Origin of the sequence: Salmonella sp. NW884, assembly GCF_051700745.1 — a bacterium.
In the GTDB taxonomy this organism is placed as follows: domain Bacteria; phylum Pseudomonadota; class Gammaproteobacteria; order Enterobacterales; family Enterobacteriaceae; genus Salmonella; species Salmonella enterica.
In genome coordinates, this window is sequence record NZ_JAMMDE010000001.1 from 100,997 (window position 1) to 123,877 (window position 22,881).

Below are 22,881 nucleotides of genomic sequence, written 5' to 3' on the forward strand. Positions count from 1 at the left end.
TTTGCCTGTATATTCATAATAAAAGATAGCCTTCATGGCGTAATAGCCACTCTTTTCGCTGCACGCCGCCAGCGTATCCGGTCAGAGTGCCGTTACGCCCGATGACGCGATGGCAGGGAACAACAATACTGATGGGGTTAGCGCCATTCGCAGCACCGACTGCGCGTGCGGCGCCCGGTCGTCCCAGTTGCGCCGCCAGTTGACCATAGTGCATCACCTGCCCGCAGGGGATAGTGCGCAAAGCCTGCCATACTTCCCGTTGAAAAGGTGTGCCCCCCGTGGCGGTTTCCAGGGTATCAATTACGGCGAGATTGCCTGCAAAATAATCTGCAAGCTTATCGCTGAGTCCACCGGGGTTAGTCGCAGAAACGCGTTCATAGCCTTCGTGACGGTAGTGGATATTTAGCAGTTGCTCCATACGATCGCGGTACTGTTCCCACTCAATGGCCCGCAGTCGAAACTGCTCATCGCAAACCACCCATAACGGACCTAATGGCGTGGCTATCTTCTCTTCAAGTAATCTCAGCATCCGTTCTCTCACATCGTCTTAATCTAACGTAAGAGACAAGATATCATGCCAGGAATACCCGCAACCATACTCCTTAAAAGATAGTCAGGGATAACACATTTAGCGACAGTAATATCGTTGGCGGAGAAAAAGGGAGCCTGGCGAGGCGGTTAATTGCCTTACATTGTCGCTGTTATTGGAAATAACTGTAAACCGTTGTCGGTATAACAGGGCGCGGTTATGATAACGACAGTCGCAAAAACGCTGGAGGATGAACCATGAACCTTGACGATAAAGCGCTGTTTCTTGACGCCATGGAAGATGTCCAGCCGCTGAAACGCCATACTGATGTACACTGGCAGCCAACGCGTAATCTTAAAACGCCCCAGCGTATCGACACGCTTCAGCTTGATAATTTCCTGACGACGGGCTTTCTGGATATTCTGCCGCTGAATGAACCGCTGGAATTTCGTCGGGAAGGATTGCAGCAGGGTGTCATCGACAAGTTACGCAGTGGGAAATATCCGCAGCAGGCCAGCCTCAATTTGTTACGCCAGCCGGTCGAAACGTGCCGAAAAATGCTGTTTCGTTTTATCCTGGAGGCGCAGAAAGAGGGGTTGCGTAATGTCCTGATCATTCATGGTAAAGGGCGAGAGGCGAAGTCACATGCCAATATCGTCCGAAGCTATGTGGCCCGCTGGTTGACAGAGTTTGAAGATGTACAGGCTTATTGTTCGGCGCTGCCGCACCATGGCGGCGGCGGGGCATGTTATGTCGCGTTACGTAAAACGGTGCAGGCTAAACAGGATAACTGGGAGCGCCATGCGAAGCGTAGTCGGTAAATCGTTGCTGCTGGCGGACAGGACCGCCAGCGCAAGCTCGCACGAACCCGATTTTATGCCTGATGCTCAGGATTCTGCAAGAGAACGGGCGATAACGCTGTCCACGGTAATAACACGGAGAAACAGTCATTCGCTTATTTAAGCGTCTATTAAAATATACTGGCTTTCGACTTAACTATTAAGCAGAAAATGGTGATAAGTACATCACTTGTCAATATGGCTGGATGAATATCCTGGCATAGCGAATATAGATGATTTTATCTGTTGCATTAAGGGAAATGGCGATGGTCTGGTATTGAATATGGAGAATGTCAAAGAAACGAATGGCAATAGATATCTGAAATGCTATAAAAATAAAACCTGTCTCCTATCCTGGTTGTAGGCCGTCAAAAATGTTGAGAAATATCAGCGTCAGAACATGCATTATTCTATTCATGGTATGTACGTTTCTTTTGGTGGATACTTTACAAATAGCTTTTCTGCACGATCTCCCTATTTTAATTACGTGTAATATCATTTATCTGATCTCGACATTACTGCTTTGGTGGTATATGACCTGCTATCTGGTAGTGCCGATTAATACCGTGAAGAAAAGTATTGAAGAGGTCGCAGCAGGAAACTTGTCTATTCATATCTCCGAATTTGGCAATAATTGCGCCGGGCGACTCATCCCCGGAATTAATAGCCTGTCGGAGAATATTTCCGCGCTGGTACGCGAAATCAGATCCTCTTCGCAAACGGCAATGACCCTTTCCGAACAACTGGCGGCGCGCAGTATGTCGCTATCCGTAAAGACGGAACAGCAGTCGGCCTCGTTAATTCAAACTGCCGCCAGTATGGATGAAATGGCGGCGAGTACCAAAAACAATGCGGATAATACCCGAATGGCGAGCATACAGGCGGATTGTGCAACCCAATGCGCCCGTAAAGGCGGTGAATTAATGGTGCGGGTTACAGAAAATATGCGTTCTATTACCGACTGTGCCTCGCAGATGACGGAGATTATTTCATTGATTGACGGTATCGCATTCCAGACTAATATTCTGGCGCTTAACGCGGCGGTAGAGGCTGCGCGGGCGGGCGATCATGGAAAAGGTTTCTCCGTGGTGGCCGGGGAAGTGCGTAATCTGGCGCATCGTAGCGCCGAGGCGGCAAAAAGTATCAAGGCGCTGATCGACGTTACGCATGACAATGTGCGGCAGGGGGCCGCCATAGTGCAGGAGGCTGAAAAAAATATGCAGGAGATTGTTGGCGGCTCCGGGCAATTAAACGTGCTGATGAGTGAAATTTCCACCACCACGCGGGAGCAGGAAAAAGGCATTAACCAGATAACCCTGGCGTTGAGCGATCTGGAAAGCGCAACCCATAGCAATGTCTTAATGGTTGAAGCGTTATCTGCTTCTTCGGATGTTTTAAAGGCGCAGGTGATCGAGTTACAGACTAAAACCGACAAATTTCGTTTAAGCCAGCCGGGTTACAGTGAACATGCGCTGTCGCGCTCTCATGTATCACCTCTTTCGACCATCGCCAGGCGCGGCCAGGCCTGATAATACATGTTTGGTAAGCGCCTGTTGCTAAGGCGCTTTTTTCGCACGCTCCCGTCATTCTTTTTGCGCAATGAGAAAATGAGAGATTGCTTAACCTTTCCCGAAAGCTAGACTAACGGCATAAGAGTTGTAACGAGGAGGCGCTGTGGAAGCCATTAAGGGATCGGATGTGAACGTGCCGGATGCCGTTTTCGCATGGCTACTGGATGGTCGTGGTGGAGTAAAACCGCTCGAAGATAATGATGTGATCGATAGTCAGCATCCTTGTTGGCTACATCTTAATTATACCCACCCGGACAGCGCCCGCTGGTTGGCTTCAACGCCTTTACTCCCCAATAACGTGCGTGATGCGCTGGCTGGTGAAAGCTCGCGCCCGCGCGTAAGTCGTATGGGGGAAGGGACGCTCATTACGCTGCGCTGTATTAATGGCAGTACTGACGAACGCCCGGATCAATTAGTAGCAATGCGTTTATATATGGACGAGCGATTCATTGTGTCTACCCGTCAGCGAAAGGTTCTGGCGCTGGACGATGTGGTCAGTGATTTGCAGGAGGGCACCGGGCCCGTAGATTGCGGCGGCTGGTTAGTAGATGTGTGCGATGCGTTAACCGATCACGCCAGTGAATTTATTGAAGAGCTACACGATAAAATTATCGATCTGGAAGATAATCTTCTCGACCAGCAAATCCCACCGCGCGGTTTCCTCGCATTGCTACGTAAACAGCTAATTGTTATGCGTCGCTATATGGCGCCGCAGCGCGACGTCTATGCCCGGCTTGCGAGTGAACGGCTGCCGTGGATGAGCGACGATCACCGGCGCAGAATGCAGGATATCGCCGACAGGCTGGGAAGGGGGTTGGATGAAATTGACGCTTGTATCGCGCGTACTGGCATCATGGCGGATGAAATTGCCCAGGTGATGCAGGAGTCTCTGGCGCGCAGAACTTATACCATGTCGCTTATGGCGATGGTTTTTCTGCCCAGCACCTTTTTAACAGGGTTATTTGGCGTTAACCTGGGCGGCATTCCTGGCGGCGGATGGCGATTCGGCTTTTCTCTGTTTTGTATTCTGTTAGTTGTCCTGATCGGTGGTGTTACTTTATGGTTGCATCGCAGTAAATGGTTGTAACAAAAGCGCTTTTCAGACCATTTCGGGTGAAAAAACGCCGAGAAATTTGAGCGAAGTCAATAAACCATCTACCTATTCGGGGCAATATCTCTCTCGCAGGTGAATGCAACGTCAAGCGATGGGCGTTGCGCTCCATATTGTCTTACTTCCTTTTTTGAATTACTGCATAGCACAATTGATTCGTACGACGCCGGCTTAGATTAGTCGGCTTTTTTTTGCCTGTAGACTATCTGCGTCTACCCTTTAAGAGTCTGAATGACATTCTGGAGGGTAATATGAGCTGTCTTTTGACCTTATTATATCTACACTCGTCCTTGTCGGACCCGATTCCCACTGACCCTGTTCCCATTCCTGAGCCGCTTCCCCGTCCTCAGCCGATGCCCGACCCGCCGCCGGACGAAGAACCGATTAAAATGTCGCATCAAACGCCCGGATCTGCGAGGATACGCGCCTGCTGACTATGAGTCGTTACCGCGAGAGTAAATTGTGACCGCTTTTTCAACCCTGAATGTTTTGCCCGCCGCCCAGCTCAATAACCTTACTGAGCTGGGCTATCTTGAGATGACGCCTGTTCAGGCCGCAGCATTACCCGTCATTCTGGCGGGAAATGATGTGCGTGTGCAGGCCAGGACCGGTAGCGGCAAAACGGCGGCGTTTGGTCTTGGGCTCTTGCATCGAATTGACGTCACTCTGTTCCAGACACAGGCGTTAGTGCTGTGTCCGACGCGGGAGCTGGCGGATCAGGTAGCCGGGGAGTTACGTCGCCTGGCCCGTTTTCTGCCAAATACCAAAATTCTGACCTTGTGTGGCAGGCAACCCTTTGGCGCACAGCGCGACTCGCTTCAGCACGCTCCGCATATCATTGTCGCGACGCCGGGGCGCCTGCTGGATCATTTACAAAAAGAAACCGTATCGCTGGATGCGCTGCATATTCTGGTAATGGATGAAGCAGACCGAATGCTGGACATGGGATTCAGTGACGCCATTGATGAGGTGATCCACTTTGCGCCTGCGACGCGCCAGACGTTATTGTTTTCAGCAACCTGGCCTGAGGCCATTGCGGCGATTAGCGGTCGTGTACAGCAGCAGCCAATACGTATTGAAATCGATACGGTAGATGCGCTACCGGCTATCGAACAACAGTTCTTCGAAACGTCTGCGCATGAAAAAATTTCGCTGCTACAAACGTTGCTTAGCCAGCATCAGCCAGCGTCCTGCGTGGTGTTTTGCAATACCAAAAAAGATTGTCAGGCCGTTTGTGATGCGCTTAATGCGGTAGGACAAAGCGCGTTGGCGCTCCACGGCGATCTGGAACAACGCGACCGCGACCAGACGTTGGTGCGTTTTGCAAATGGCAGCGCGCGCATTCTGGTTGCCACCGACGTTGCCGCGCGAGGGTTAGACATTAAATCGCTCGAACTGGTGGTTAACTATGAACTGGCCTGGGACCCGGAGGTGCATGTCCATCGTATTGGCCGTACGGCGCGCGCGGGAAGCAGCGGCCTGGCGATCAGTTTCTGCGCGCCGGAAGAGGCGCAGCGGGCGAATATTCTTTCAGAAATGCTGCAACTCAAGCTGAACTGGCTGAATGCGCCCGCCCGGCAGTCGTTGCTCCCTCTGGCCGCAGAGATGGCTACCCTATGTATTGACGGCGGCAAAAAAGCGAAAATGCGTCCGGGAGATATTTTAGGCGCGCTGACCGGCGATATTGGATTAGACGGGGCGGATATCGGCAAAATTAATGTGCATCCAATGCACGTTTACGTCGCCGTACGTCAAGCAGTAGCGCAAAAAGCCTGGAAGCAGTTGCAAAACGGGAAGATCAAAGGCAAGTCATGCCGGGTACGGCTATTAAAATGATCGATAGTATGGCGTCTCAGCGGAGTGCTGAGACGCCTGCAGATTATTTCACTTCGATAACATCAAGCCGCAACGCCTCTACGGAAGTGTCATCTTCTTCCGGCTGCCAGCCAGCGGGCTGCAAGGGAATCTCTTCACGATCGAACGCTAAATCGCCGCCGTCGACGACCTCGGAACCGTGAGTGATTCCTTTGAAATCGAACAGGTTAGTGTCACAAAGGTGAGACGGCACGACATTCTGCATGGCGCTAAACATCGTCTCTATCCGTCCAGGATAGCGCTTATCCCAGTCGCGTAGCATGTCGGCAATCACCTGGCGTTGCAGGTTGGGTTGCGAACCGCACAGATTACAAGGAATGATAGGGAAGGCTTTGGCCTCAGCAAAACGGACAATATCTTTCTCGCGGCAGTAAGCCAGCGGGCGAATCACGATATGTTTGCCGTCATCGCTCATCAGCTTCGGCGGCATCCCTTTTATTTTTCCGCCATAGAACATATTCAGAAACAGGGTTTGCAGAATATCGTCGCGGTGGTGGCCCAGGGCGATTTTGGTCGCGCCCAGTTCAGTCGCCGTACGATACAGGATACCCCGACGCAAACGCGAGCACAGCGAGCAGGTGGTTTTTCCTTCCGGAATCTTCTCTTTCACAATGCCGTAGGTGTTTTCTTCGACGATTTTATATTCCACGCCTAGCTGCTCAAGGTAGGCTGGCAGGATATGCTCCGGGAAACCTGGCTGCTTTTGATCGAGGTTGACGGCGACCAGTGAAAAATTGATCGGGGCGCTTTGCTGCAAATTACGTAAAATTTCCAGCATCGTATAGCTATCTTTGCCGCCAGAAAGGCAAACCATAATGCGATCGCCTTCTTCAATCATATTAAAATCGGCAATCGCTTCGCCAACGTTACGGCGCAGGCGCTTTTGCAACTTGTTGAGGTTGTATTGCTCTTTCTTTGTATTCTTTTGAATTTCTTGCATTATTTCAGTTCTCTGGTACTAAATGGGGCAAATTGGGGGCAAACTTTGCAACTACGATAACCGCGCATTCAACATCGCTACTTGTTCGTCGTTCATGTCATCAATCTACATACCGTAAATTTCATACACCATCTGCGCAGTTTCATGCCCCATTTGGCTGGCGATAAATGCCGGGTTCGCTCCTGCCGTCAACAGCCAGCAGGCAAAAGTATGTCGCGTATGGTACGGATTACGGCGACGAATGCCAGCACGTTTTAATAGAGATAGTACCTTCGGATATTGTCAACTGTATACATCATGTAGCCAGGCCCGTTAAGAAGTGACGGGCTCAACTGAAATTCAGGCGCTGCTGCGTCCTGATGATGGTACGTTTCAAGTGGTTCCGTGGGGTGAACCGGGACAGGTGTAAAATGATATTCGGCACACCCTTTTTGCTCTTTTATTGGTGATATAAAATAACGTATCAGTATTTTATTATCTAATAAGATAGTGCAGAGTGTTTAATTATCGTTGGGTAAGATCATTTTACCGTATACTATTTAAAATTTTCTTGTTTATTCTGGTGGTCGTATTGAATTAAAAATAGCCTGTATCATATGTACAGTTCAGACAAATTATTTGCGATGAGAATTGCTACCTGATATCTACATCTTATGATGTATACCATAATTCTGGCTGGAGAACGTAATGCGTATAACAGTAAGTGATATATCAACCAGAGAATCACAGCAGACGGTACAGATACAAGCTATCAGAAGTTGGGATACCATACCGTACCTTTCAATGTTGGATGGACTTTATCAGGACAATATCTTTCATGAGCAAATATCTAATTTACCAGAAGAATATATTAAGCTGGATGAGATAGCCAAAGATGAAGAAAAGAACAGCTTAAATATTTATGAATTCTTCTTTGAGCCAACACATGAAATTATATGTGAAGAAATCCAATCAACATTGGATTTTTATTATTCAAATAGCGCAACCTTCCGTAGGCTGGTTAATTATAAAGTAGAGCGCAGTATCAATGACGATGTAGATACCAATAAATGCGAGGTAAAGATATCTCTAAATTACAGTTACGAAAATATTGATGGGCGACGAGGATATTTATCGCTTCCATTTGATCAAAGCGGCTATCCAATTCCTCCTGACTTTCACAACTGTGCAAATGGAATTACATCAAAAAAATTGTTGTTAGATCTATTTCTAAAACATATTTTGCACGATCATTTAAATGCAAGTGGTGAAGTTGCAAACGTTTACGCCAATGTTATTTATAAAGAGATTGATCCCGCTGCAATTGCACATACATCGTCGTGTTTTTCTCAGGTAACGATGAGTGGGGAACATGAGCTATTTAATGTAGATAGCGTAACTGTTCCACCTAAAAGCACTGAGCAAATTATATTTGAGGGAAAGGAAATTCAAAAGCAAATTTTCTTATCTTCTCATAGCCGCAATCATCTTCAGCCAGTAACCATTCATAAAATGGACAGGAGTATTAAAAACATTGCAGTAACTGGTTTGTTATTATCATCAAGATTAGCAGTAACATCTGGTGATTATAGGATAAAAAATGGTAATTCAGAAGGTGAGAATAATTTTTTACCCGTTAAAGAATTACAGAGATATGAAAGGGCTCTCCCGGAGGATCATCCTGCCCCAACTACGGAGCCTAACCTGGCAGGTAAGGTGTTAGATGGCCTATTTGAACACTTTACATCTATGGCAGGGGGACGCCTTATCTCAATACTCAAACTACTGGTAAAAGAACAAGAGGCAAATAGTTATAAAAGAGGCTATCATGAATTACTTGCGTTTTCTCAAACTGGGCAGTGGACGCATGATGGAAGAGCTATTGCTGCTGAATATATGTTCAAAGGTCTTTTAGTTCATTTAAGTGATCGTCTCATTGTTCTCGGTGAGGGAAGTTTCATTTCTGTTCTATCTTTTGTAAGAGAAAATATTCAACATCAATATAAAATATATGAGCTAATGGCGCGTGATATGCTGGTTCATCCTATGCATTTCAGTACTGAGCCTGAACCACTCATGATAGACAGGCCTTTATGGACAAGGGAAAGCCACTATGCGAAAGTCCTGTATGAAAAGTTTCCTGCTATTTCTGGTTCAAGCTTTGACGTTTTCTATGGTAAGGATGCTATTATTACAGCATTAGAAATAGTATCTTTCAATAGACAAGAAAGAGGAAAGAGCGCTTTTAATAAAAAAAGGATGAATCATCTTTTTAAGCTGGTTCAATTAGTGATACACCATTTATCCAGCAATGGTGGTGATAGAGTATTGCTTAGCCCTGAAGGCATAAAAAATAATTTTATTATTATGCGTAATATTATTTTTTGGTGTGCAAAGATAACGGGGCCAGTTAATGATAAAAAAATAGACACAATAGCAAGAAAAATTGTGGTTAATAATAAATTTACCAAAGGTGTTAAATCAACACTTCCCAAAAGTAACGAGCCTTTAAGATTGTTAATGAAAGCCGCGATCAATAAGCAGCTAAACTGGGCGGAGAAATATTATCGAGCAGAGACTCATATGAAGGAACATATGCAGGAGTGTGATATCTTAGGACTAATGGACATCAACAAAATGGTGCAAGAGGCCGTTGTTGGGCTTATTCACGAGATCAGTGATATTGCGCAAAGCAGTTGGCTGACATTAGAAGAACAACATGAGAGACAGGCTCAGGCTCTCGAATCGTTCAAGGAGAAACTTTCCTCCATGAATGGCGGGCAAGAATTCGTTTATGCATTTAATAAGATTATTCAGGAGGGGTTGGGAGGCTTAATTGAGCTGAGTTTTGATCTTGATGATACTATACATCATCGCACAATTTCCTCATTAAGCCCGGCTGCAAGAGCAGGACTTCACCTCTTAGGAACGGTCTGGAATATTGTAATGGGGCTTATCCCTGGTTTTAACGCTCTGGCTGGTACCAGCAGTATTCTTAACCGGGCTGTTGTGGAAAACTCTGCGGATGTATGCGGTTACGTACAGGATATTATTCGTATCGGTATGGAGGCTGTTCCTGTTGCTGGAGCGAAGTTCACAGAAAGAGCGGCAAATGCAAAGTATACGGGCCTCCGATTTGTTGAAAATAAAATACAAAGAGGTGTAGTACGAGCGCCGATTCAAAAGGGGAGTAATTATAAAATTATAGAGTCAATAGAAAATACAGATTTTATTTATCAAAAAACTAATCAGAAAGTTCTTGAGTTAGGTCCAGCGGGAAACGATGGGCTCTATCGCGCTACCGGTTTTGATAAAGAAACGTATGGTTATTACAAACCGTCAGGAGAAGGCTTTTACAGAAAACAGGCCTCATATCCACCGCTGTCATCGGAAGCGCCTAATACGATAAAATATGGCGACAGAGAGCTCGTTTTAACTAAAGAACCAAATTCAGAAACGTATCAGGCAACCTATTCGGATAGCGGAAAAAATTCAGCCATGACATTTTACCGATCTTCTGATGGAAGATTTTATCAAGCGTCAGGGCTGAAAGGTGGGGGGCTTATTCGCCATATTGATAAGCCTTATTCAGAGTTAAGAGAAGGAGACGCGGGTTATGATGAAGAACTGCTGGATATAACGGATGATTCCCCCTTACTGGAAGATATACTGGCCTCCCTGTCAGAAGATTTATACCCTACAACAGAAGAAAATGTACAAAGTATTTATAAGAAATACCGGAGTGGGGATGTAGCAGCAGGGGAGACCGAAGTTGTATTATGCCGAGGTACAATAGGTCCGCAGGCTGAAAATATTGTTAGTTTTAAAACAGCAGGCGGTATTGAGGGGGGCGATGTAGAGGTATTGCCTGTCTCTGCTGAAATAGCCAAAGAGCAGGTTAGAAGTGGAAGAATCGTACCTGAATATACCACGGAACTTAGTGTTGCAGACAGGTTCAGCAGGGAGCATTTTCTTATTATCGTTAAGGTAAAAGTCAGATATCTTACACGAGGTAGTGTCAGTGAAAGTGGCTGGGTTATGCCAAAAAACACACCAGTGGACCCTGTTGGTATAATTGACAGGACATATGGTAAAGCAGAAAATACGGGGCAGGCAAACGCTTCTAAGTAATCATAAATCCTGAACAAGTTTATTGTTTTGATCTCTCGTGTATGAAAGATTGCTTTTATACTTTAATTAATTCGACTTGCAGGAAGGCGGCAAGCGAGCGGATCCCCAGGAGCTTACTCAAGTAAGTGACTGGGGTAAGGGAACGCAGCCGCAGCACATGCAACTTGAAGTAGGTTATGGCGAGATACGCAACGGGTCAAAAGCGTCTTTATTCTGTCATCCGTATTAATTAAGATGTCATCACGACCAAAAAAATATCGGAACGAAGAGATGTATGACTAAAGAAGCTGTAATCTTTCTATTTATCGCCATCGTGGTAGAAGTTATCGCCACGATCTCATTAAAATTATCGGATAGTTTTACGCGTCTGGTACCGAGCCTCGTTACCATCATCGGATATTGTATCGCGTTCTGGTGCCTTACCATCCCAATGCGAACCATCCCTGCGGGTATCATTTATGCCATTTGGTCTGGGGTAGGGATTGTTCTTATTGGATTGATAGGATGGTTGTTTCTTGGCCAAAAACTGGATGTGCCGGCTATTATTGGCATGTTGCTTATTATCTGCGGCGTAATCGTAATCAATCTGTTTTCAAAAAGCGTCAGTCACTAGGCGATGATGATGGTTGATTTGAGCCCGCACTCTCTTATGCGGGCTCGGGTATTTAGCGTACCACCAGTACGGAGCATTCCGCATGACGCACAACGGCTGCGGCGTTGGAACCCAACAGATAGGTAGTAATATCCGGACGATGCGAGGCGATAATCACCATATCGGCCGGTAATTTTTTTGCCATTTCCAGAATCTTATCTTTAGGAGAGCCTTCTGCCACGTGCGCCTGCACGCGGTCCGCGGGAAGGTTGAATTTCTTGATAATCGCTTCCAGTTGTGATTTGGCTTCGGCTTTCAAATCGTCCATTGCGGGGAGCTCTGCTGAATAAGCCAGTCCCAGTGAAGCGTAATAGGGCAAAGACGGGATTACAGTCAAAAAGTGCACTTTAGCGTCGTCAATCTTTGCTTCGGCTTCAACATGTGAAATCACGCGTTGAGTTAATTCTGAATCTGAAATATCGATGGGTACAAGAATCGTTCTGTTCATAAAACCTCCTGTTTAAGTATCCACTGAAATTCTACTCCCTAAAGGCACTTTATGTACAATGACATACGTCACATTTTAGGTGCTGCTCCACGATACTCTGCGGGGACTACCAACAGGGGAGGACGGCGTAATATTAAGCGCATTCCCCGTAAATAATCAGCGAGTTGACGTTAAAACGTTATTTATGCCTTGTCAGGAAAGACCTAAAAAGAGATGTTACCGTTTAATTCAATAATTAATGAAATAATTCGCAGTGAAATAGATATAATTTATACGAATGCTTTTGGGGGTATTATACGAAATAAAAATTATACAATATCATTCGGTTACGATATTCTACGCCTGTTATATGCCTTTATTGTCACATATTCATTTTGTCGCTGGGCCATTGCGTTAACCTTTGCTTTCCAGCGTATAAATTGACAAGCCCGAACGAATGTTCGGGCTTTTTTTGTTTCCAGGTTAATCCTTAGAATATTTTTTAATCTGCGCCGGGTTTTTCCGCTTTTCCTGCCAGCAAGGCAAGAAAGTCATAGCGTTTTTGCAAATCCAATGCGGCATCTCGCCATAATTGTTCAGCTACTTCAGGCTGTTGCGCATTCAGGCGACGGAAACGCTGTTCATTAAGCAACGTTTCCGCCAGGGCATCAGACGGTGGCCGAGAGTCCAGCGCCAGCGGCGGCTTGCCTTCATCCGCACGGCGGGGATCAAAGCGGTATAACGGCCAGAAACCGGTCGCCGTTAACTGGCGCATCTGGTCATGGCTTAGCGCCAGATCGTAACCATGTTCCTCACAGGGGCTATAGGCAATGATCAGCGACGGCCCTGGCCAGGCTTCGGCCTCCTGGATGGCTTTCACCGTCTGGTTTAACTGCGCGCCCAGCGAAATTTGTGCGACGTAAACATGACCATACATCATCATGCTGACGCCAAGATCTTTACGGGCTTTACGCTTGCCATGTTCGCCAAATTTAGTGACGGCGCCAAGCGGCGTCGCCTTCGACGCCTGGCCGCCAGTATTGGAATAACACTGCGTATCCAGAACCAGAATATTGACATTCTCCGTCAGGCTTAACACATGGTCTAAACCGCCAAAGCCGATGTCGTATGCCCAACCATCGCCGCCAATCAGCCAGATTGATTTTTCTACCAGCGCATCAGCATCCTTTAACAGTTCCTCTGCGCCCGCAACCGATTTCAGATGTTGGCGTAATGTGGCGACCTGCTCACGCCGAACGTCAGGCGTTGCTTCGGCATGCAGCGCATCGTTTAATTCCGCCGGAATGCGATCGGCGAATTGCGCCAGTAAACGCATGACGCGCGCCCGGTGCTGATCCACACTCAGACGGAAACCGAGACCAAATTCCGCGTTATCTTCAAATAACGAATTCGCCCATGCCGGGCCGCGTCCGTTGGCATCGGTGGTATAAGGCGTTGAGGGTAAGTTACCGCCGTAAATAGAGGAACACCCCGTGGCGTTAGCGATTAACATTCTGTCGCCATATAACTGAGTCAGCAGTTTAATATACGGCGTTTCACCGCAGCCGGAACAGGCGCCGGAATATTCAAACAGCGGCGTAATAAGCTGCGATGTGCGGATATCAATTCGTTCCAGTTTGCTGCGATCGATTTCCGGCAAGTCGAGGAAGAAGTCATAATTCACTTTCTCTTCTTCCACATGCTCAAGGCGCGACATCATGTTAATCGCCTTGATCTGTGGATTTTGCCGATCTTTAGCCGGGCAGACCTCTACGCATAAATTACAGCCAGTACAGTCTTCCGGCGCGACCTGCAGCACATATTTCTGGCCGCGCATATCGCGGGACTTCACGTCCAGCGAATGCAGACTGGCTGGCGCGTTCTCCATCGCCTGCGGGGAAACGACTTTCGCACGAATCGCCGAGTGAGGGCAGGCGGCGACGCAGTGATTACATTGTGTACACAGTTCCTCTTTCCAGACAGGAATCTCTTCGGCGATATTGCGTTTTTCCCAGCGGGTGGTGCCCATTGGCCATGTTCCGTCCGGCGGCAGGGCGGAAACAGGCAGTGCGTCGCCAAGGCCCGCCAACATGGCGGCGGTAACGGTTTTCACGAAATCCGGCGCGGCGTCGGAGACGACCGGCGGGCGATGCGCGCTGTGCGGATTAACCGCCTGCAACGGCACTTCCGCCAGCGATTCCTGCGCCAGAGCCAATGCCTGCCAGTTACGCTCAACCAGATCCTGACCTTTGCTGCTATAGCTTTTGACAATCGCGCCCTGCAGCTCAACCAGGGCGCTATCGCCCGGAAGAATATGCGTCAGGTGGAAGAAAGCCATTTGCATGACGGTATTGATGCGGGCGCCAAGTCCACATTCGCGGGCGATTTTCGCCGCGTTAACCACGTAAAAACGCGCCTTTTTCTGATTCAACACCGCCTGAACTTCTTGCGGCAGACGCGACCAGACCTCGTCGGCGCTGTACGGCGTATTAAGCAGAAAGATACCGCCTGGCTTCAGACGCTCCGCCATCTGATATTTATCGATAAACTGTAATTGATGGCAGCCGACAAAATCCGCCTGAGCAATTAAGTAAGCGGAACGAATGGGTTTTTCGCTGACGCGCAGGTGCGATACCGTGAGTCCGCCAGCTTTTTTAGAGTCATAAACGAAATAACCTTGCGCATACCACGGCGTAGAATTACCGATGATTTTAATATTATTTTTCGTGGCGGATACGCTACCGTCGCTTCCCAGACCGTAAAATAACGCTTCCAGTTTAGCGCTGCCGGGCAGGGTATTTTCCGGTAATGGCAGCGAGAGATTAGTGACGTCATCATAAATGCCCACCGTAAACCGTGGTTTGGGTTTCGCGCGGCTGAGTTCATTAAAGACCGCCAGTACGCACGCCGGGCCGAACTCTTTGGATGATAGCCCATAACGGCCGCCAATGGTGCGCGGCAATGTTTCGCGCTCGCCATTATTAAAGGCCTCCGCCAGTGCGGTCATCACGTCCAGATAAAGCGGCTCGGCCTGCGCGCCAGGCTCTTTGGTGCGATCCAGCACGGCGATAGCGCGAACGGTTTCCGGTAATGCCTGTAACAAATGTTTGGCGGAGAAGGGGCGGAACAGACGGACTTTCAGAACGCCGACCTTTTCTCCGCGTATCAGTAGCTCGTCCACGACCTCTTCGCAGGTGCCGAGGGCGGAGCCCATCATAATGATGACGCGTTCAGCCTGGGGATGGCCATAATATTCAAATGGCTGGTACTGACGGCCCGTAGCGTCGCCAAATGCCTTCATCGCCTCTTCAACATGATCATAAACGGCGTTGTACCACGGGTTGGTCGCTTCGCGAGACTGGAAGTAGGTGTCCGGATTCGCTGAAGTTCCACGAATCACCGGATGTTCCGGATTCAGCGCGCGGGCGCGGTGAGCGTCGATCTCCGCCTGCGGCATCAGGTTCAGAATGGTTTCATCCGTTAGCGGTATAATTTTGTTGATTTCATGCGATGTACGGAAGCCATCAAAAAAATGAATAAACGGAACGCGGCTTTTCAGCGTAGCCCTGTGTGCGATCAGCGCAAAATCCTGCGCTTCCTGAACGCTGGCGGCGCATAACATCGCGCAGCCTGTCTGGCGGACCGCCATCACATCGGAATGGTCGCCAAAAATAGAAAGCGCGTGTGTGGCGACGGTGCGCGCGGCAACGTGCAGTACAAACGGCGTGAGCTGCCCCGCCAGTTTATACAGCGTTGGAATCATCAGCAGCAGCCCCTGCGATGATGTAAATGACGTAGAAAGCGAACCGGTTTGTAACGCACCGTGAACGGCGGCGATCGCGCCGCCTTCCGACTGCATCTCTACCACACGCGGCGTATCGCCCCAGACATTTTTAAGCCCATTGCCGGCCCAGACATCCGCTTGTTCAGCCATTGTTGAACTGGGCGTAATCGGGTAAATGGCGATAACCTCGCTGGTACGGAACGCCACCGACGCTACTGCGCCATTACCGTCAATCGTTTGCATATGACACCCTTACATTGCGCAAAAAAGAGGGACACGCATAATCGTGAGCGTATCCTGTAGTTATCCTTTTATTTTAGCAAAGCCCTTCAAGCCCCATTTTCGCTTTTGTGTCCCTGGCGGGAGGAGAATGGCGATTTCTTGCCGAAAAGACGTAAAAAATTGCCAATAAATGTTAATGAAGCGCATAAATGCGCGCTTTGCCTCTCGACGCGTCAGTTTCTGCTGCCTATTATTTAGGGCGGTGTCGTTTGGATGAATAAACAGAGGGGAGAGAAATGCGCGCAGCGTTTTGGGTGGGATGTGCCGCGTTATTATTATCGGCTTGCAGTAGCGAACCTGTTCAGCAGGCAACCGCGGCGCATGTTTCGCCAGGGATGAAAGCGGCGATGTCCAGCGCCGGCGAAGCGAATTGCGCTATGATTGGCGGTTCGCTTTCAGCGGCCCGGCAGCTTGATGGTTCAGTAATTGGTATGTGCGCGCTACCCAACGGCAAACGTTGTAGCGAACAGTCGCTTGCCGCCGGAAACTGCGGGAGTTATTAAGCGCGGCGTTTCGCCTGACGCGTATAACTTTTCACTTAATGGCTTAGTGCGCTAAATCCGCCAGTTTATACATTAGCGTTGTTTCTGCCGTCGCCAGCGTTAATTGGTTCGCGGTTAAATCGACCTGCGCGCCTTTGCTGAAGAGCTCGCTGAGGGTGCCGTCCAGCGCATTAAGCTGCGGATCGGCGCACATCATTCGGGTCATCGCTAAATTTTTCACTTTTAATTCGCCGTCCGACAGTTTTCCTTCGCCGGTGAATTGATTGCACATTTTGCCGGATACCGTCATGTCCTCGCCAAAGCTGAGCTCCGGGCCGGTGACCGTTTTACCGTTTACGCTTTCCAGAACAAAGCGGTGGTGCTCCAGTTGCTCGCGTTTGACGGACACTTTTCCACTGCTCACACACCCTGTCATTATGATGCTCAGGGCGACCAGCGTGACGATTTTCTTCATTGATATTCTCTGTAATCTGATAGTTAACACTGACTATAGTAATGATATGACCGGATAGATCTTCAGGGGTTATCCGAAAATGCTCCCCTGAGCGCAGGGGAGCGACAGGATTAGAACAGCGCGTTCGGGCAGGCTTCGCCCTTCTCAAGCTGGCTTAAGTTTTGTAACGTGGTTTCAGAGATGCTGATCAGCGCTTCTGCGGTCAGGAATGCCTGGTGCCCCGTAAACAGTACGTTATGGCAGGCCGACAGACGGCGGAAAACATCATCCTGGATAACATCGTTTGACTTATCTTCAAAGAACAGGTCGCGTTCGTTTTCATACACATCCATCCCCAGCGAGCCGATTTTCTGATTCTTCAGAGCTTCGATAGCCGCCTGGGAATCAATCAGCGCGCCACGACTGGTATTAATGACCATAACGCCATTTTTCATTTGGTCGAATGCCGCATGGTTCAGTAAATGGTAGTTTTCCGGCGTGAGCGGGCAGTGCAGGGAAATGACATCCGATTCGGCAAACAACGTTTGCAGATCCACATACTCTACGCCGAGGTCAAGCGCGGCGGTGCTGGGATAGGGATCAAACGCCAGTAAACGCATTCCAAAGCCTTTCAGGATACGCAGCGCGGCGACGCCGATTTTACCGGTACCAATGACGCCAGCGGTTTTTCCGTGCATAGTAAAGCCGGTCAGTCCCTCAAGGGAAAAGTTAGCGTCGCGGGTGCGTTGATAAGCGCGGTGAATACGGCGGTTCAATGTCATCATCATGCCAATCGCATGTTCAGCGACGGCTTCCGGAGAATAAGCCGGCACGCGGACCACCTGCAAACCGAGCTCTTTAGCGGCATCCAGGTCGACATTATTAAATCCGGCGCAACGCAGCGCGATGTATTTCACGCCGTGTTTTTTCAGCTCTTCCAGTACCGGTCGGCTCCCGTCGTCATTCACGAAGATACAAACTGCTTCACATCCATTGGCGGTTTTCGCCGTTTTCTCGGTTAGCAGAAAATCAAAAAACTCCAGTTCAAAACCGAACGCTTCGTTCACTTGCTGTAGATATTTCTTGTCATACTGTTTGGTACTATAGACGGCGAGTTTCATATGACCTTCTCCAGTGATGTTAGAATCACACAAATATGCTTAAAATTATCTTACAAAAAATCAAAAATAATTGATAGTCATACATATAATGAATAATTTTAGGTTATCATTCTCCACAACGCCTCAAATAGCCGGAGGGCGCCCCTGCAACATGAACTATTAGGCTATGTACGGGCAATCATGCCAAAATAAAGAGATAGCCGACTGAATTTTTCGTTAAATCAGGAAATTAATGGCCCATGAAGGGTAAATATAAAGCCGCCCTTGCGCTACTGTTACTGCTGATTCTTGTCCCTCTGACGCTACTGATGACCCTCGGGCTGTGGGTTCCCACTCTGGCGGGAATTTGGCTACCCGTCGGTACCCGTATCGCTCTGGAACAAAGTCCACGCCTGACACGTCATGGGTTAGTGATTCCCGATCTTCGCTATCTGGTCAATGATTGTTCGTTAGCGCATATTACCCAGGCGGAACTGACGCATCCCAGCCGTTGGTTGCTGAATATTAAAAGCCTCAAACTGGATGCCGCGTGCCTGGCGAAACTGCCCGCTACGGAAGCTTCTCCCGCCGCGCCGCGTACGCTGGCGCAGTGGCAGTCAATGCTGCCCAATACCTGGATTAACATCGATAATGTCATTCTCGCGCCCTGGCCGGAATGGCAGGGCAAGCTGGCTATCTCCATGACGCCGGTCATTCAGCAGATACGTTATCAGGGCGAAAAAGTAAAATTTCAAGGGCAGCTACGCGGTCAGGCATTGACGGTGAGCCAACTGGAGATCGCCGCGCTGGCCAACCAGCCTCCCGTTAGCCTGGCGGGGGAGTTTATGTTGCCGCTGGTACCGGATGGCCTGCCGGTCAGCGGTCATGCGGCAGCGACCTTGCGTCTGCCGCAGGAACCGTCGCTGGTGGATGCGGAACTGGAGTGGCGTGATAACGCCGGACAGCTCATCGTGATGGCGCGAGGTAATCCTGACCCGATTCTCGATCTCCCCTGGGCGGTAACGCGTCAGCGGCTTACCATCAGCGATGGCCGCTGGAACTGGCCATATCAGGGATTCCCCTTGAGCGGACGTCTGGCTTTTAATATCGATAACTGGCAAGCCGGGCCGGATAATGCGCGAGTCAGCGGACGCCTGAATATTCTGACCCAGGGCGATGCCGGTAAAGCGAACGCTGTACTGACTATCGGCCCGGGAAAACTCAGCATGGATAGCAGTGAGATGCCTCTACAGCTTACCGGCGAGGCTAAACAGAAGGATTTAATCTTTTATGCCATATTGCCCGCTATGTTCCGCGGCAGTCTGGCCGATCCGCAGCTCACCTTTGCACCTGGCGCATTGCTACGCTCGCGCGGACGGGTGATTGATGCGTTAGATATTGATGAAATTCGTTGGCCGCTGGCGGGCGTTAAGGTGACGCCGCGCGGCGTTGATGGCCGATTACAGGCTATTTTACGGGCGCACGAAAATGAGATGGGCGATTTCGTTCTTCATCTTGATGGCCTGGCGAATGATTTTCTCCCTGATGCTGGTCGCTGGCGGTGGCGCTATTGGGGGCAAGGAAGCTTTACGCCAATGCGCGCCCACTGGGATATTGCCGGACAGGGCGAATGGCATGATAACACCATCAGGTTGACCAGTTTGTCCACCGGTTTTGATCAGTTGCACTATGGCGCAATGACCGTCACATCGCCAAGACTGGCGCTGAATAAACCTATTGTCTGGGTTCGCGACGCCACAACGCCGTCGCTACAGGGCGCGCTGTCTCTGGAGGCGGGAAAAACCGTATTTACCAGCGGGAGCGTGCTGCCGCCTTCTACCCTTAATTTTAGCGTTGAAGGGCGCGAGCCAACCCTGTTCCAGTTTAAAGGCGACCTTCGGGTGGGGGCGATAGGGCCGGTACGGCTGAATGGGCGCTGGGATGGCGAACGCCTTCGCGGACAGGCCTGGTGGCCGAAGCAGTCGCTTATCGTTTTCCAGCCGTTGCTTCCACCAGACTGGAAAATGACGCTGCGCGAAGGCTCACTGTATGCGCAGGTGGCTTTTTCCGCCGCACAGGGGCAGGGGTTTGAAGCGGGTGGACACGGCGTGTTAAAAGGCGGCAGTGCCTGGATGCCGGATAACAAAATCAACGGCGTCGATTTCATTCTGCCATTTCGCTTCCACAACGGCGCGTGGCAATTGGGGACGCGCGGGCCCGTCTCGCTGCGTATTGCCGGGATAGTTAACCAGGTCACGGCGAAAAATATCACTGCTGATTTACAGGGCGGTTATCCCTGGAGCGAGTCGAATCCATTACTGCTAAGCGATGTCAGCGTAGACGTGCTGGGCGGTCAAATCATTATGAAACAGTTGCGAATGCCGCAGCACGACCCGGCGCTTTTGCGGGTGCAAAATATTTCATCCAGCGAATTGATTAGCGCCATAAATCCAAAGCAATTCGCCATGTCTGGTCCGGTTAGCGGTGCGCTGCCGCTGTGGCTGAACAATGAAAAATGGATAATCAAAGATGGCTGGCTTACGAATCCCGGGCCAATGACGTTGCGTATCGATAAAGATACTGCGGATGCGGTGGTGAAGGATAATGTTACGGCAGGCTCGGCGATTAACTGGCTACGTTATATGGAGATTACGCATTCGTGGACGAAAATTAACGTTGATAACCTGGGCGTACTAACGATGCAGGCGGCCATTACCGGCAAAAGCCGGGTAGATGGTAAAACCGCGATCGTTAACTTGAACTATACCCATGAAGAAAATGTGTTTACGCTGTGGCGCAGTTTGCGTTTTGGCGACAATTTACAGGCATGGCTTGAACAAAATACAGCGTTGCCGCAACCTCCTTGCCGGAAAGACAAGGACTGTGAGGATAAATAATGAAAATGAGTATTGCCATGCTGTCAGCGCTTGCGTCATTTATCGTGGTGGGGTGCACGCCACGTATTGAAGTCGCCGCGCCGGAACAGCCGATTACCATCAACATGAATGTAAAGATCGAGCATGAAATACATATCAAAGTCGATAAAGACGTTGAAGAACTCCTGAAATCACGCAGCGATCTATTCTGAGGCCATAATGAAAAAGTATTTAATACTATGGGTGCTGACGCTGAGCTTGCTCACACCTTCTGTGTGGGCCTTAACCCTGGATGAAGCGCGCACGCAGGGCCGGGTTGGGGAAACGCTGAATGGCTATCTGGTGGCCTTAAAGAATGATGCCGAAACCCAGAAACTGGTGCTTGATATTAATCACGCCCGTCGCGCCAGTTATCAGCAGTTAGCGGATAGCAATCATCTCCCCGTAGACGAGGTGGCGAAGATGGCAGGGCAAAAACTGGTTGAGCGCGCCAGGCCGGGAGAATATGTCCAGGGAATTAATGGCAAATGGATGCGTAAATAACCGCTTCCCGACAATTTTTTTACCGCAAAATGCATTTTTATATGGGTAATTTTTGAATACGAAGGTCGTTTACATTAGGCGAACCGGAAGGCTATTTCTATACTGTTGGCTGGTATCACTATTCGCGAGAGTAACCAGGTATGACGTCTGAAAAGTTATCTGCTGCCTGCCATTGTGGCAGCGTCGTGTTTACCGTTCAACTTAGCGATGGGTTTCATACCGCCAGGCGCTGCAACTGTTCCTTTTGCCGGATGCGCGGAGCGGTGGCAGTGTCTGCGCCGCTATCGGGTATTAAAGTGCTAAAAGGGCAGGATAAGCTTACCGAATATCGCTTCAATACGGGCAAGGCGGTGCATTTTTTCTGTTCGGTATGCGGGATATATACTTTTCATCAGCGCCGATCCAATCCCGATCAATATGGGGTCAATGTGGCGTGCATCGAAAATGTGTCGCCTTTTGATTTCGCCTGCGTTGAAGTCAATGATGGGGTAACGCATCCCAGCGATGGCGGCAGTAGCGGCGTGGTAGGATATTTGCGCTACGAACCTAAGAAGTCACCTCCCGTCGAAACGGGAGGCAAAAATATTTAAGCGGCCACTACGCTGTCAATCGCGGCTTTTGCATCGGCCTGAGCTTTAGCCGCCACTTCCGGCCCGTAGGCGATGCCTTCGGCAAAGACAAAATTCACGTCGGTGATACCGATAAAACCAAGGAACACTTTCAGGTAAGGCGCAATCAAATCCGTCGGGGTGTCTTTATGGATACCGCCGCGGCTGGAGAGAACCACCGCGCGTTTGCCGGTTACCAGACCTTCCGGGCCTTTTTCGGTATAGCGGAAAGTGATACCGGCGCGGGCAATCAGATCAAAGTAGTTTTTCAGCTGCGTCGGGATATTGAAATTGTACATCGGCGCCGCAATAACGATGACGTCGTGGGCTTTCAGTTCAGCAATGAGTTCATCAGACAGCGCCAGAGCGTCCTGTTGACGTGGCGTTAAAGGCGCATCGCCCGGACGCATCGCGCCCACCAGCTCGCCATCCAGCACCGGAACAGGGTTGGCCGCCAGATCGCGGACAGTAATTTCATCTGCGACGTGTTTTTCGCGCCATTGTTCAATAAAATAGTCAGTCAACTGACCAGACTGAGAGTACCCTGCCAGAATACTGGATTTAAGAACTAATACCTTGCTCATGGGTGTTTCCTTTTATGTGTTTGAAGGGGCGTGCCCCGTTGCTTGTTGACACTTTATTCACAAATATGTCGCAGGGATAGCGCAATATATCGAACCCTTTGTTCGAAATTATTG

At 49.3% G+C, this 22,881-nt stretch carries 20 protein-coding genes and 1 pseudogene; 12 read left to right on the top strand and 9 right to left on the bottom strand.

The features are described from left to right. Positions 1 to 13: 13 nt before the first annotated feature. Positions 14 to 529: a methylated-DNA--[protein]-cysteine S-methyltransferase gene (gene ogt, locus NA197_RS00545; protein WP_000945037.1), complete on the bottom strand. Its 516-nt coding sequence runs from the start codon at positions 527 to 529 to the stop codon at positions 14 to 16. Positions 530 to 786: 257 nt separating this feature from the next. Here ogt and smrA point away from each other — a divergent pair, with 257 nt between their 5' ends. The 5 genes from smrA (at position 787) to dbpA (ending at position 5,886) form a co-directional block, all read left to right on the top strand. Further along, positions 787 to 1,350, top strand: coding sequence for a DNA endonuclease SmrA (gene smrA / locus NA197_RS00550; RefSeq protein WP_001046799.1), 564 nt, complete (start codon positions 787 to 789; stop codon positions 1,348 to 1,350). A 392-nt stretch (positions 1,351 to 1,742) separates the two neighbouring features. Continuing rightward, a complete protein-coding gene (locus NA197_RS00555; RefSeq protein WP_064043122.1) occupies positions 1,743 to 2,897 on the top strand; it encodes a methyl-accepting chemotaxis protein in 1,155 nt (384 codons plus the stop codon). A 145-nt stretch (positions 2,898 to 3,042) separates the two neighbouring features. Further along, positions 3,043 to 4,026, top strand: coding sequence for a zinc transporter ZntB (gene zntB / locus NA197_RS00560; protein WP_000387373.1), 984 nt, complete (start codon positions 3,043 to 3,045; stop codon positions 4,024 to 4,026). Between the two features lie 275 nt (positions 4,027 to 4,301). After that, positions 4,302 to 4,484: a proline-rich small protein YnaL gene (gene ynaL, locus NA197_RS00565; RefSeq protein WP_001670836.1), complete on the top strand. Its 183-nt coding sequence runs from the start codon at positions 4,302 to 4,304 to the stop codon at positions 4,482 to 4,484. 28 nt (positions 4,485 to 4,512) lie between these two features. Further along, complete coding sequence (gene dbpA / locus NA197_RS00570) at positions 4,513 to 5,886, top strand: ATP-dependent RNA helicase DbpA (protein ID WP_064043123.1); 1,374 nt, start codon at positions 4,513 to 4,515, stop codon at positions 5,884 to 5,886. Between the two features lie 43 nt (positions 5,887 to 5,929). On the opposite strand, the gene ttcA is transcribed toward dbpA, so the two are convergent. Beyond that, positions 5,930 to 6,865, bottom strand: coding sequence for a tRNA 2-thiocytidine(32) synthetase TtcA (gene ttcA / locus NA197_RS00575; RefSeq protein WP_064043124.1), 936 nt, complete (start codon positions 6,863 to 6,865; stop codon positions 5,930 to 5,932). Between the two features lie 105 nt (positions 6,866 to 6,970). Continuing rightward, positions 6,971 to 7,123 (bottom strand): annotated as a pseudogene (locus NA197_RS00580) (tyrosine-type recombinase/integrase); the annotation flags it as partial. A 429-nt stretch (positions 7,124 to 7,552) separates the two neighbouring features. Here NA197_RS00580 and NA197_RS00585 point away from each other — a divergent pair. Beyond that, complete coding sequence (locus NA197_RS00585) at positions 7,553 to 10,975, top strand: DUF4765 family protein (protein WP_064043125.1); 3,423 nt, start codon at positions 7,553 to 7,555, stop codon at positions 10,973 to 10,975. Positions 10,976 to 11,249: 274 nt separating this feature from the next. Continuing rightward, entirely contained in the window at positions 11,250 to 11,588 is a 339-nt protein-coding gene (locus tag NA197_RS00590; protein WP_000159242.1) for an SMR family transporter, read from the top strand. 52 nt (positions 11,589 to 11,640) lie between these two features. Here the strand turns inward: NA197_RS00590 and uspF are convergent, their stop codons facing one another. The 3 genes from uspF to NA197_RS00605 form a co-directional block, all read right to left on the bottom strand. Next, a complete protein-coding gene (gene uspF, locus NA197_RS00595; protein ID WP_001082296.1) occupies positions 11,641 to 12,075 on the bottom strand; it encodes a universal stress protein UspF in 435 nt (144 codons plus the stop codon). A gap of 481 nt (positions 12,076 to 12,556) precedes the next feature. Beyond that, positions 12,557 to 16,081, bottom strand: coding sequence for a pyruvate:ferredoxin (flavodoxin) oxidoreductase (nifJ, locus tag NA197_RS00600; protein WP_079849409.1), 3,525 nt, complete (start codon positions 16,079 to 16,081; stop codon positions 12,557 to 12,559). Between the two features lie 60 nt (positions 16,082 to 16,141). After that, a complete protein-coding gene (locus tag NA197_RS00605) occupies positions 16,142 to 16,453 on the bottom strand; it encodes a hypothetical protein (RefSeq protein ID WP_031606699.1) in 312 nt (103 codons plus the stop codon). Here NA197_RS00605 and NA197_RS00610 point away from each other — a divergent pair. Beyond that, positions 16,357 to 16,623, top strand: coding sequence for a putative hemolysin (locus tag NA197_RS00610; RefSeq protein ID WP_001200679.1), 267 nt, complete (start codon positions 16,357 to 16,359; stop codon positions 16,621 to 16,623). The genes NA197_RS00605 and NA197_RS00610 overlap by 97 nt on opposite strands. Before the next feature lie 43 nt (positions 16,624 to 16,666). On the opposite strand, the gene hslJ is transcribed toward NA197_RS00610, so the two are convergent. Together hslJ and ldhA are read right to left on the bottom strand one after the other, a co-directional pair. Beyond that, positions 16,667 to 17,077 (bottom strand): heat shock protein HslJ, encoded by a 411-nt coding sequence (gene hslJ, locus NA197_RS00615; RefSeq protein ID WP_000725242.1) that lies wholly within the window; start codon positions 17,075 to 17,077, stop codon positions 16,667 to 16,669. 110 nt (positions 17,078 to 17,187) lie between these two features. Then, positions 17,188 to 18,177: a D-lactate dehydrogenase gene (gene ldhA, locus NA197_RS00620; protein ID WP_000762206.1), complete on the bottom strand. Its 990-nt coding sequence runs from the start codon at positions 18,175 to 18,177 to the stop codon at positions 17,188 to 17,190. Between the two features lie 239 nt (positions 18,178 to 18,416). On the opposite strand from ldhA, the gene NA197_RS00625 reads away from it, so the two are divergent. From NA197_RS00625 to NA197_RS00640, 4 genes are all read left to right on the top strand, one after another. Further along, positions 18,417 to 21,053, top strand: a complete 2,637-nt coding sequence (locus tag NA197_RS00625; RefSeq protein WP_064043127.1) for a YdbH family protein — start codon at positions 18,417 to 18,419, stop codon at positions 21,051 to 21,053. Further along, positions 21,053 to 21,244 carry a YnbE family lipoprotein gene (locus NA197_RS00630; RefSeq protein WP_000784063.1) on the top strand — a complete coding sequence of 64 codons (192 nt, stop codon included), beginning with the start codon at positions 21,053 to 21,055 and terminating at the stop codon, positions 21,242 to 21,244. The genes NA197_RS00625 and NA197_RS00630 overlap by 1 nt, the downstream gene beginning before the upstream one ends. Before the next feature lie 7 nt (positions 21,245 to 21,251). Continuing rightward, positions 21,252 to 21,575 carry a YdbL family protein gene (locus tag NA197_RS00635; RefSeq protein ID WP_000760345.1) on the top strand — a complete coding sequence of 108 codons (324 nt, stop codon included), beginning with the start codon at positions 21,252 to 21,254 and terminating at the stop codon, positions 21,573 to 21,575. 140 nt (positions 21,576 to 21,715) lie between these two features. Next, positions 21,716 to 22,165 carry a GFA family protein gene (locus tag NA197_RS00640; protein WP_001518898.1) on the top strand — a complete coding sequence of 150 codons (450 nt, stop codon included), beginning with the start codon at positions 21,716 to 21,718 and terminating at the stop codon, positions 22,163 to 22,165. Here NA197_RS00640 and azoR read toward each other — a convergent pair. Beyond that, positions 22,162 to 22,767: an FMN-dependent NADH-azoreductase gene (gene azoR, locus NA197_RS00645; RefSeq protein WP_000048924.1), complete on the bottom strand. Its 606-nt coding sequence runs from the start codon at positions 22,765 to 22,767 to the stop codon at positions 22,162 to 22,164. The two genes, NA197_RS00640 and azoR, sit on opposite strands and share 4 nt — an antisense overlap. Between the last annotated feature and the right edge of the window lie 114 nt (positions 22,768 to 22,881).

What these genes read in the sequence shown, in the direction of transcription:
- ogt (WP_000945037.1), bottom strand. Translation starts at nt 529, where the DNA reads ATGCTGAGATTACTTGAAGAGAAGATAGCCACGCCATTAGGTCCGTTA.
- smrA (WP_001046799.1), top strand. Translation starts at nt 787, where the DNA reads ATGAACCTTGACGATAAAGCGCTGTTTCTTGACGCCATGGAAGATGTC.
- NA197_RS00555 (WP_064043122.1), top strand. Translation starts at nt 1,743, where the DNA reads ATGTTGAGAAATATCAGCGTCAGAACATGCATTATTCTATTCATGGTA.
- ynaL (WP_001670836.1), top strand. Translation starts at nt 4,302, where the DNA reads ATGAGCTGTCTTTTGACCTTATTATATCTACACTCGTCCTTGTCGGAC.
- ttcA (WP_064043124.1), bottom strand. Translation starts at nt 6,865, where the DNA reads ATGCAAGAAATTCAAAAGAATACAAAGAAAGAGCAATACAACCTCAAC.
- NA197_RS00585 (WP_064043125.1), top strand. Translation starts at nt 7,553, where the DNA reads ATGCGTATAACAGTAAGTGATATATCAACCAGAGAATCACAGCAGACG.
- NA197_RS00590 (WP_000159242.1), top strand. Translation starts at nt 11,250, where the DNA reads ATGACTAAAGAAGCTGTAATCTTTCTATTTATCGCCATCGTGGTAGAA.
- uspF (WP_001082296.1), bottom strand. Translation starts at nt 12,075, where the DNA reads ATGAACAGAACGATTCTTGTACCCATCGATATTTCAGATTCAGAATTA.
- nifJ (WP_079849409.1), bottom strand. Translation starts at nt 16,081, where the DNA reads ATGCAAACGATTGACGGTAATGGCGCAGTAGCGTCGGTGGCGTTCCGT.
- NA197_RS00610 (WP_001200679.1), top strand. Translation starts at nt 16,357, where the DNA reads ATGCGCGCAGCGTTTTGGGTGGGATGTGCCGCGTTATTATTATCGGCT.
- hslJ (WP_000725242.1), bottom strand. Translation starts at nt 17,077, where the DNA reads ATGAAGAAAATCGTCACGCTGGTCGCCCTGAGCATCATAATGACAGGG.
- ldhA (WP_000762206.1), bottom strand. Translation starts at nt 18,177, where the DNA reads ATGAAACTCGCCGTCTATAGTACCAAACAGTATGACAAGAAATATCTA.
- NA197_RS00625 (WP_064043127.1), top strand. Translation starts at nt 18,417, where the DNA reads ATGAAGGGTAAATATAAAGCCGCCCTTGCGCTACTGTTACTGCTGATT.
- NA197_RS00630 (WP_000784063.1), top strand. Translation starts at nt 21,053, where the DNA reads ATGAAAATGAGTATTGCCATGCTGTCAGCGCTTGCGTCATTTATCGTG.
- NA197_RS00635 (WP_000760345.1), top strand. Translation starts at nt 21,252, where the DNA reads ATGAAAAAGTATTTAATACTATGGGTGCTGACGCTGAGCTTGCTCACA.
- NA197_RS00640 (WP_001518898.1), top strand. Translation starts at nt 21,716, where the DNA reads ATGACGTCTGAAAAGTTATCTGCTGCCTGCCATTGTGGCAGCGTCGTG.
- azoR (WP_000048924.1), bottom strand. Translation starts at nt 22,767, where the DNA reads ATGAGCAAGGTATTAGTTCTTAAATCCAGTATTCTGGCAGGGTACTCT.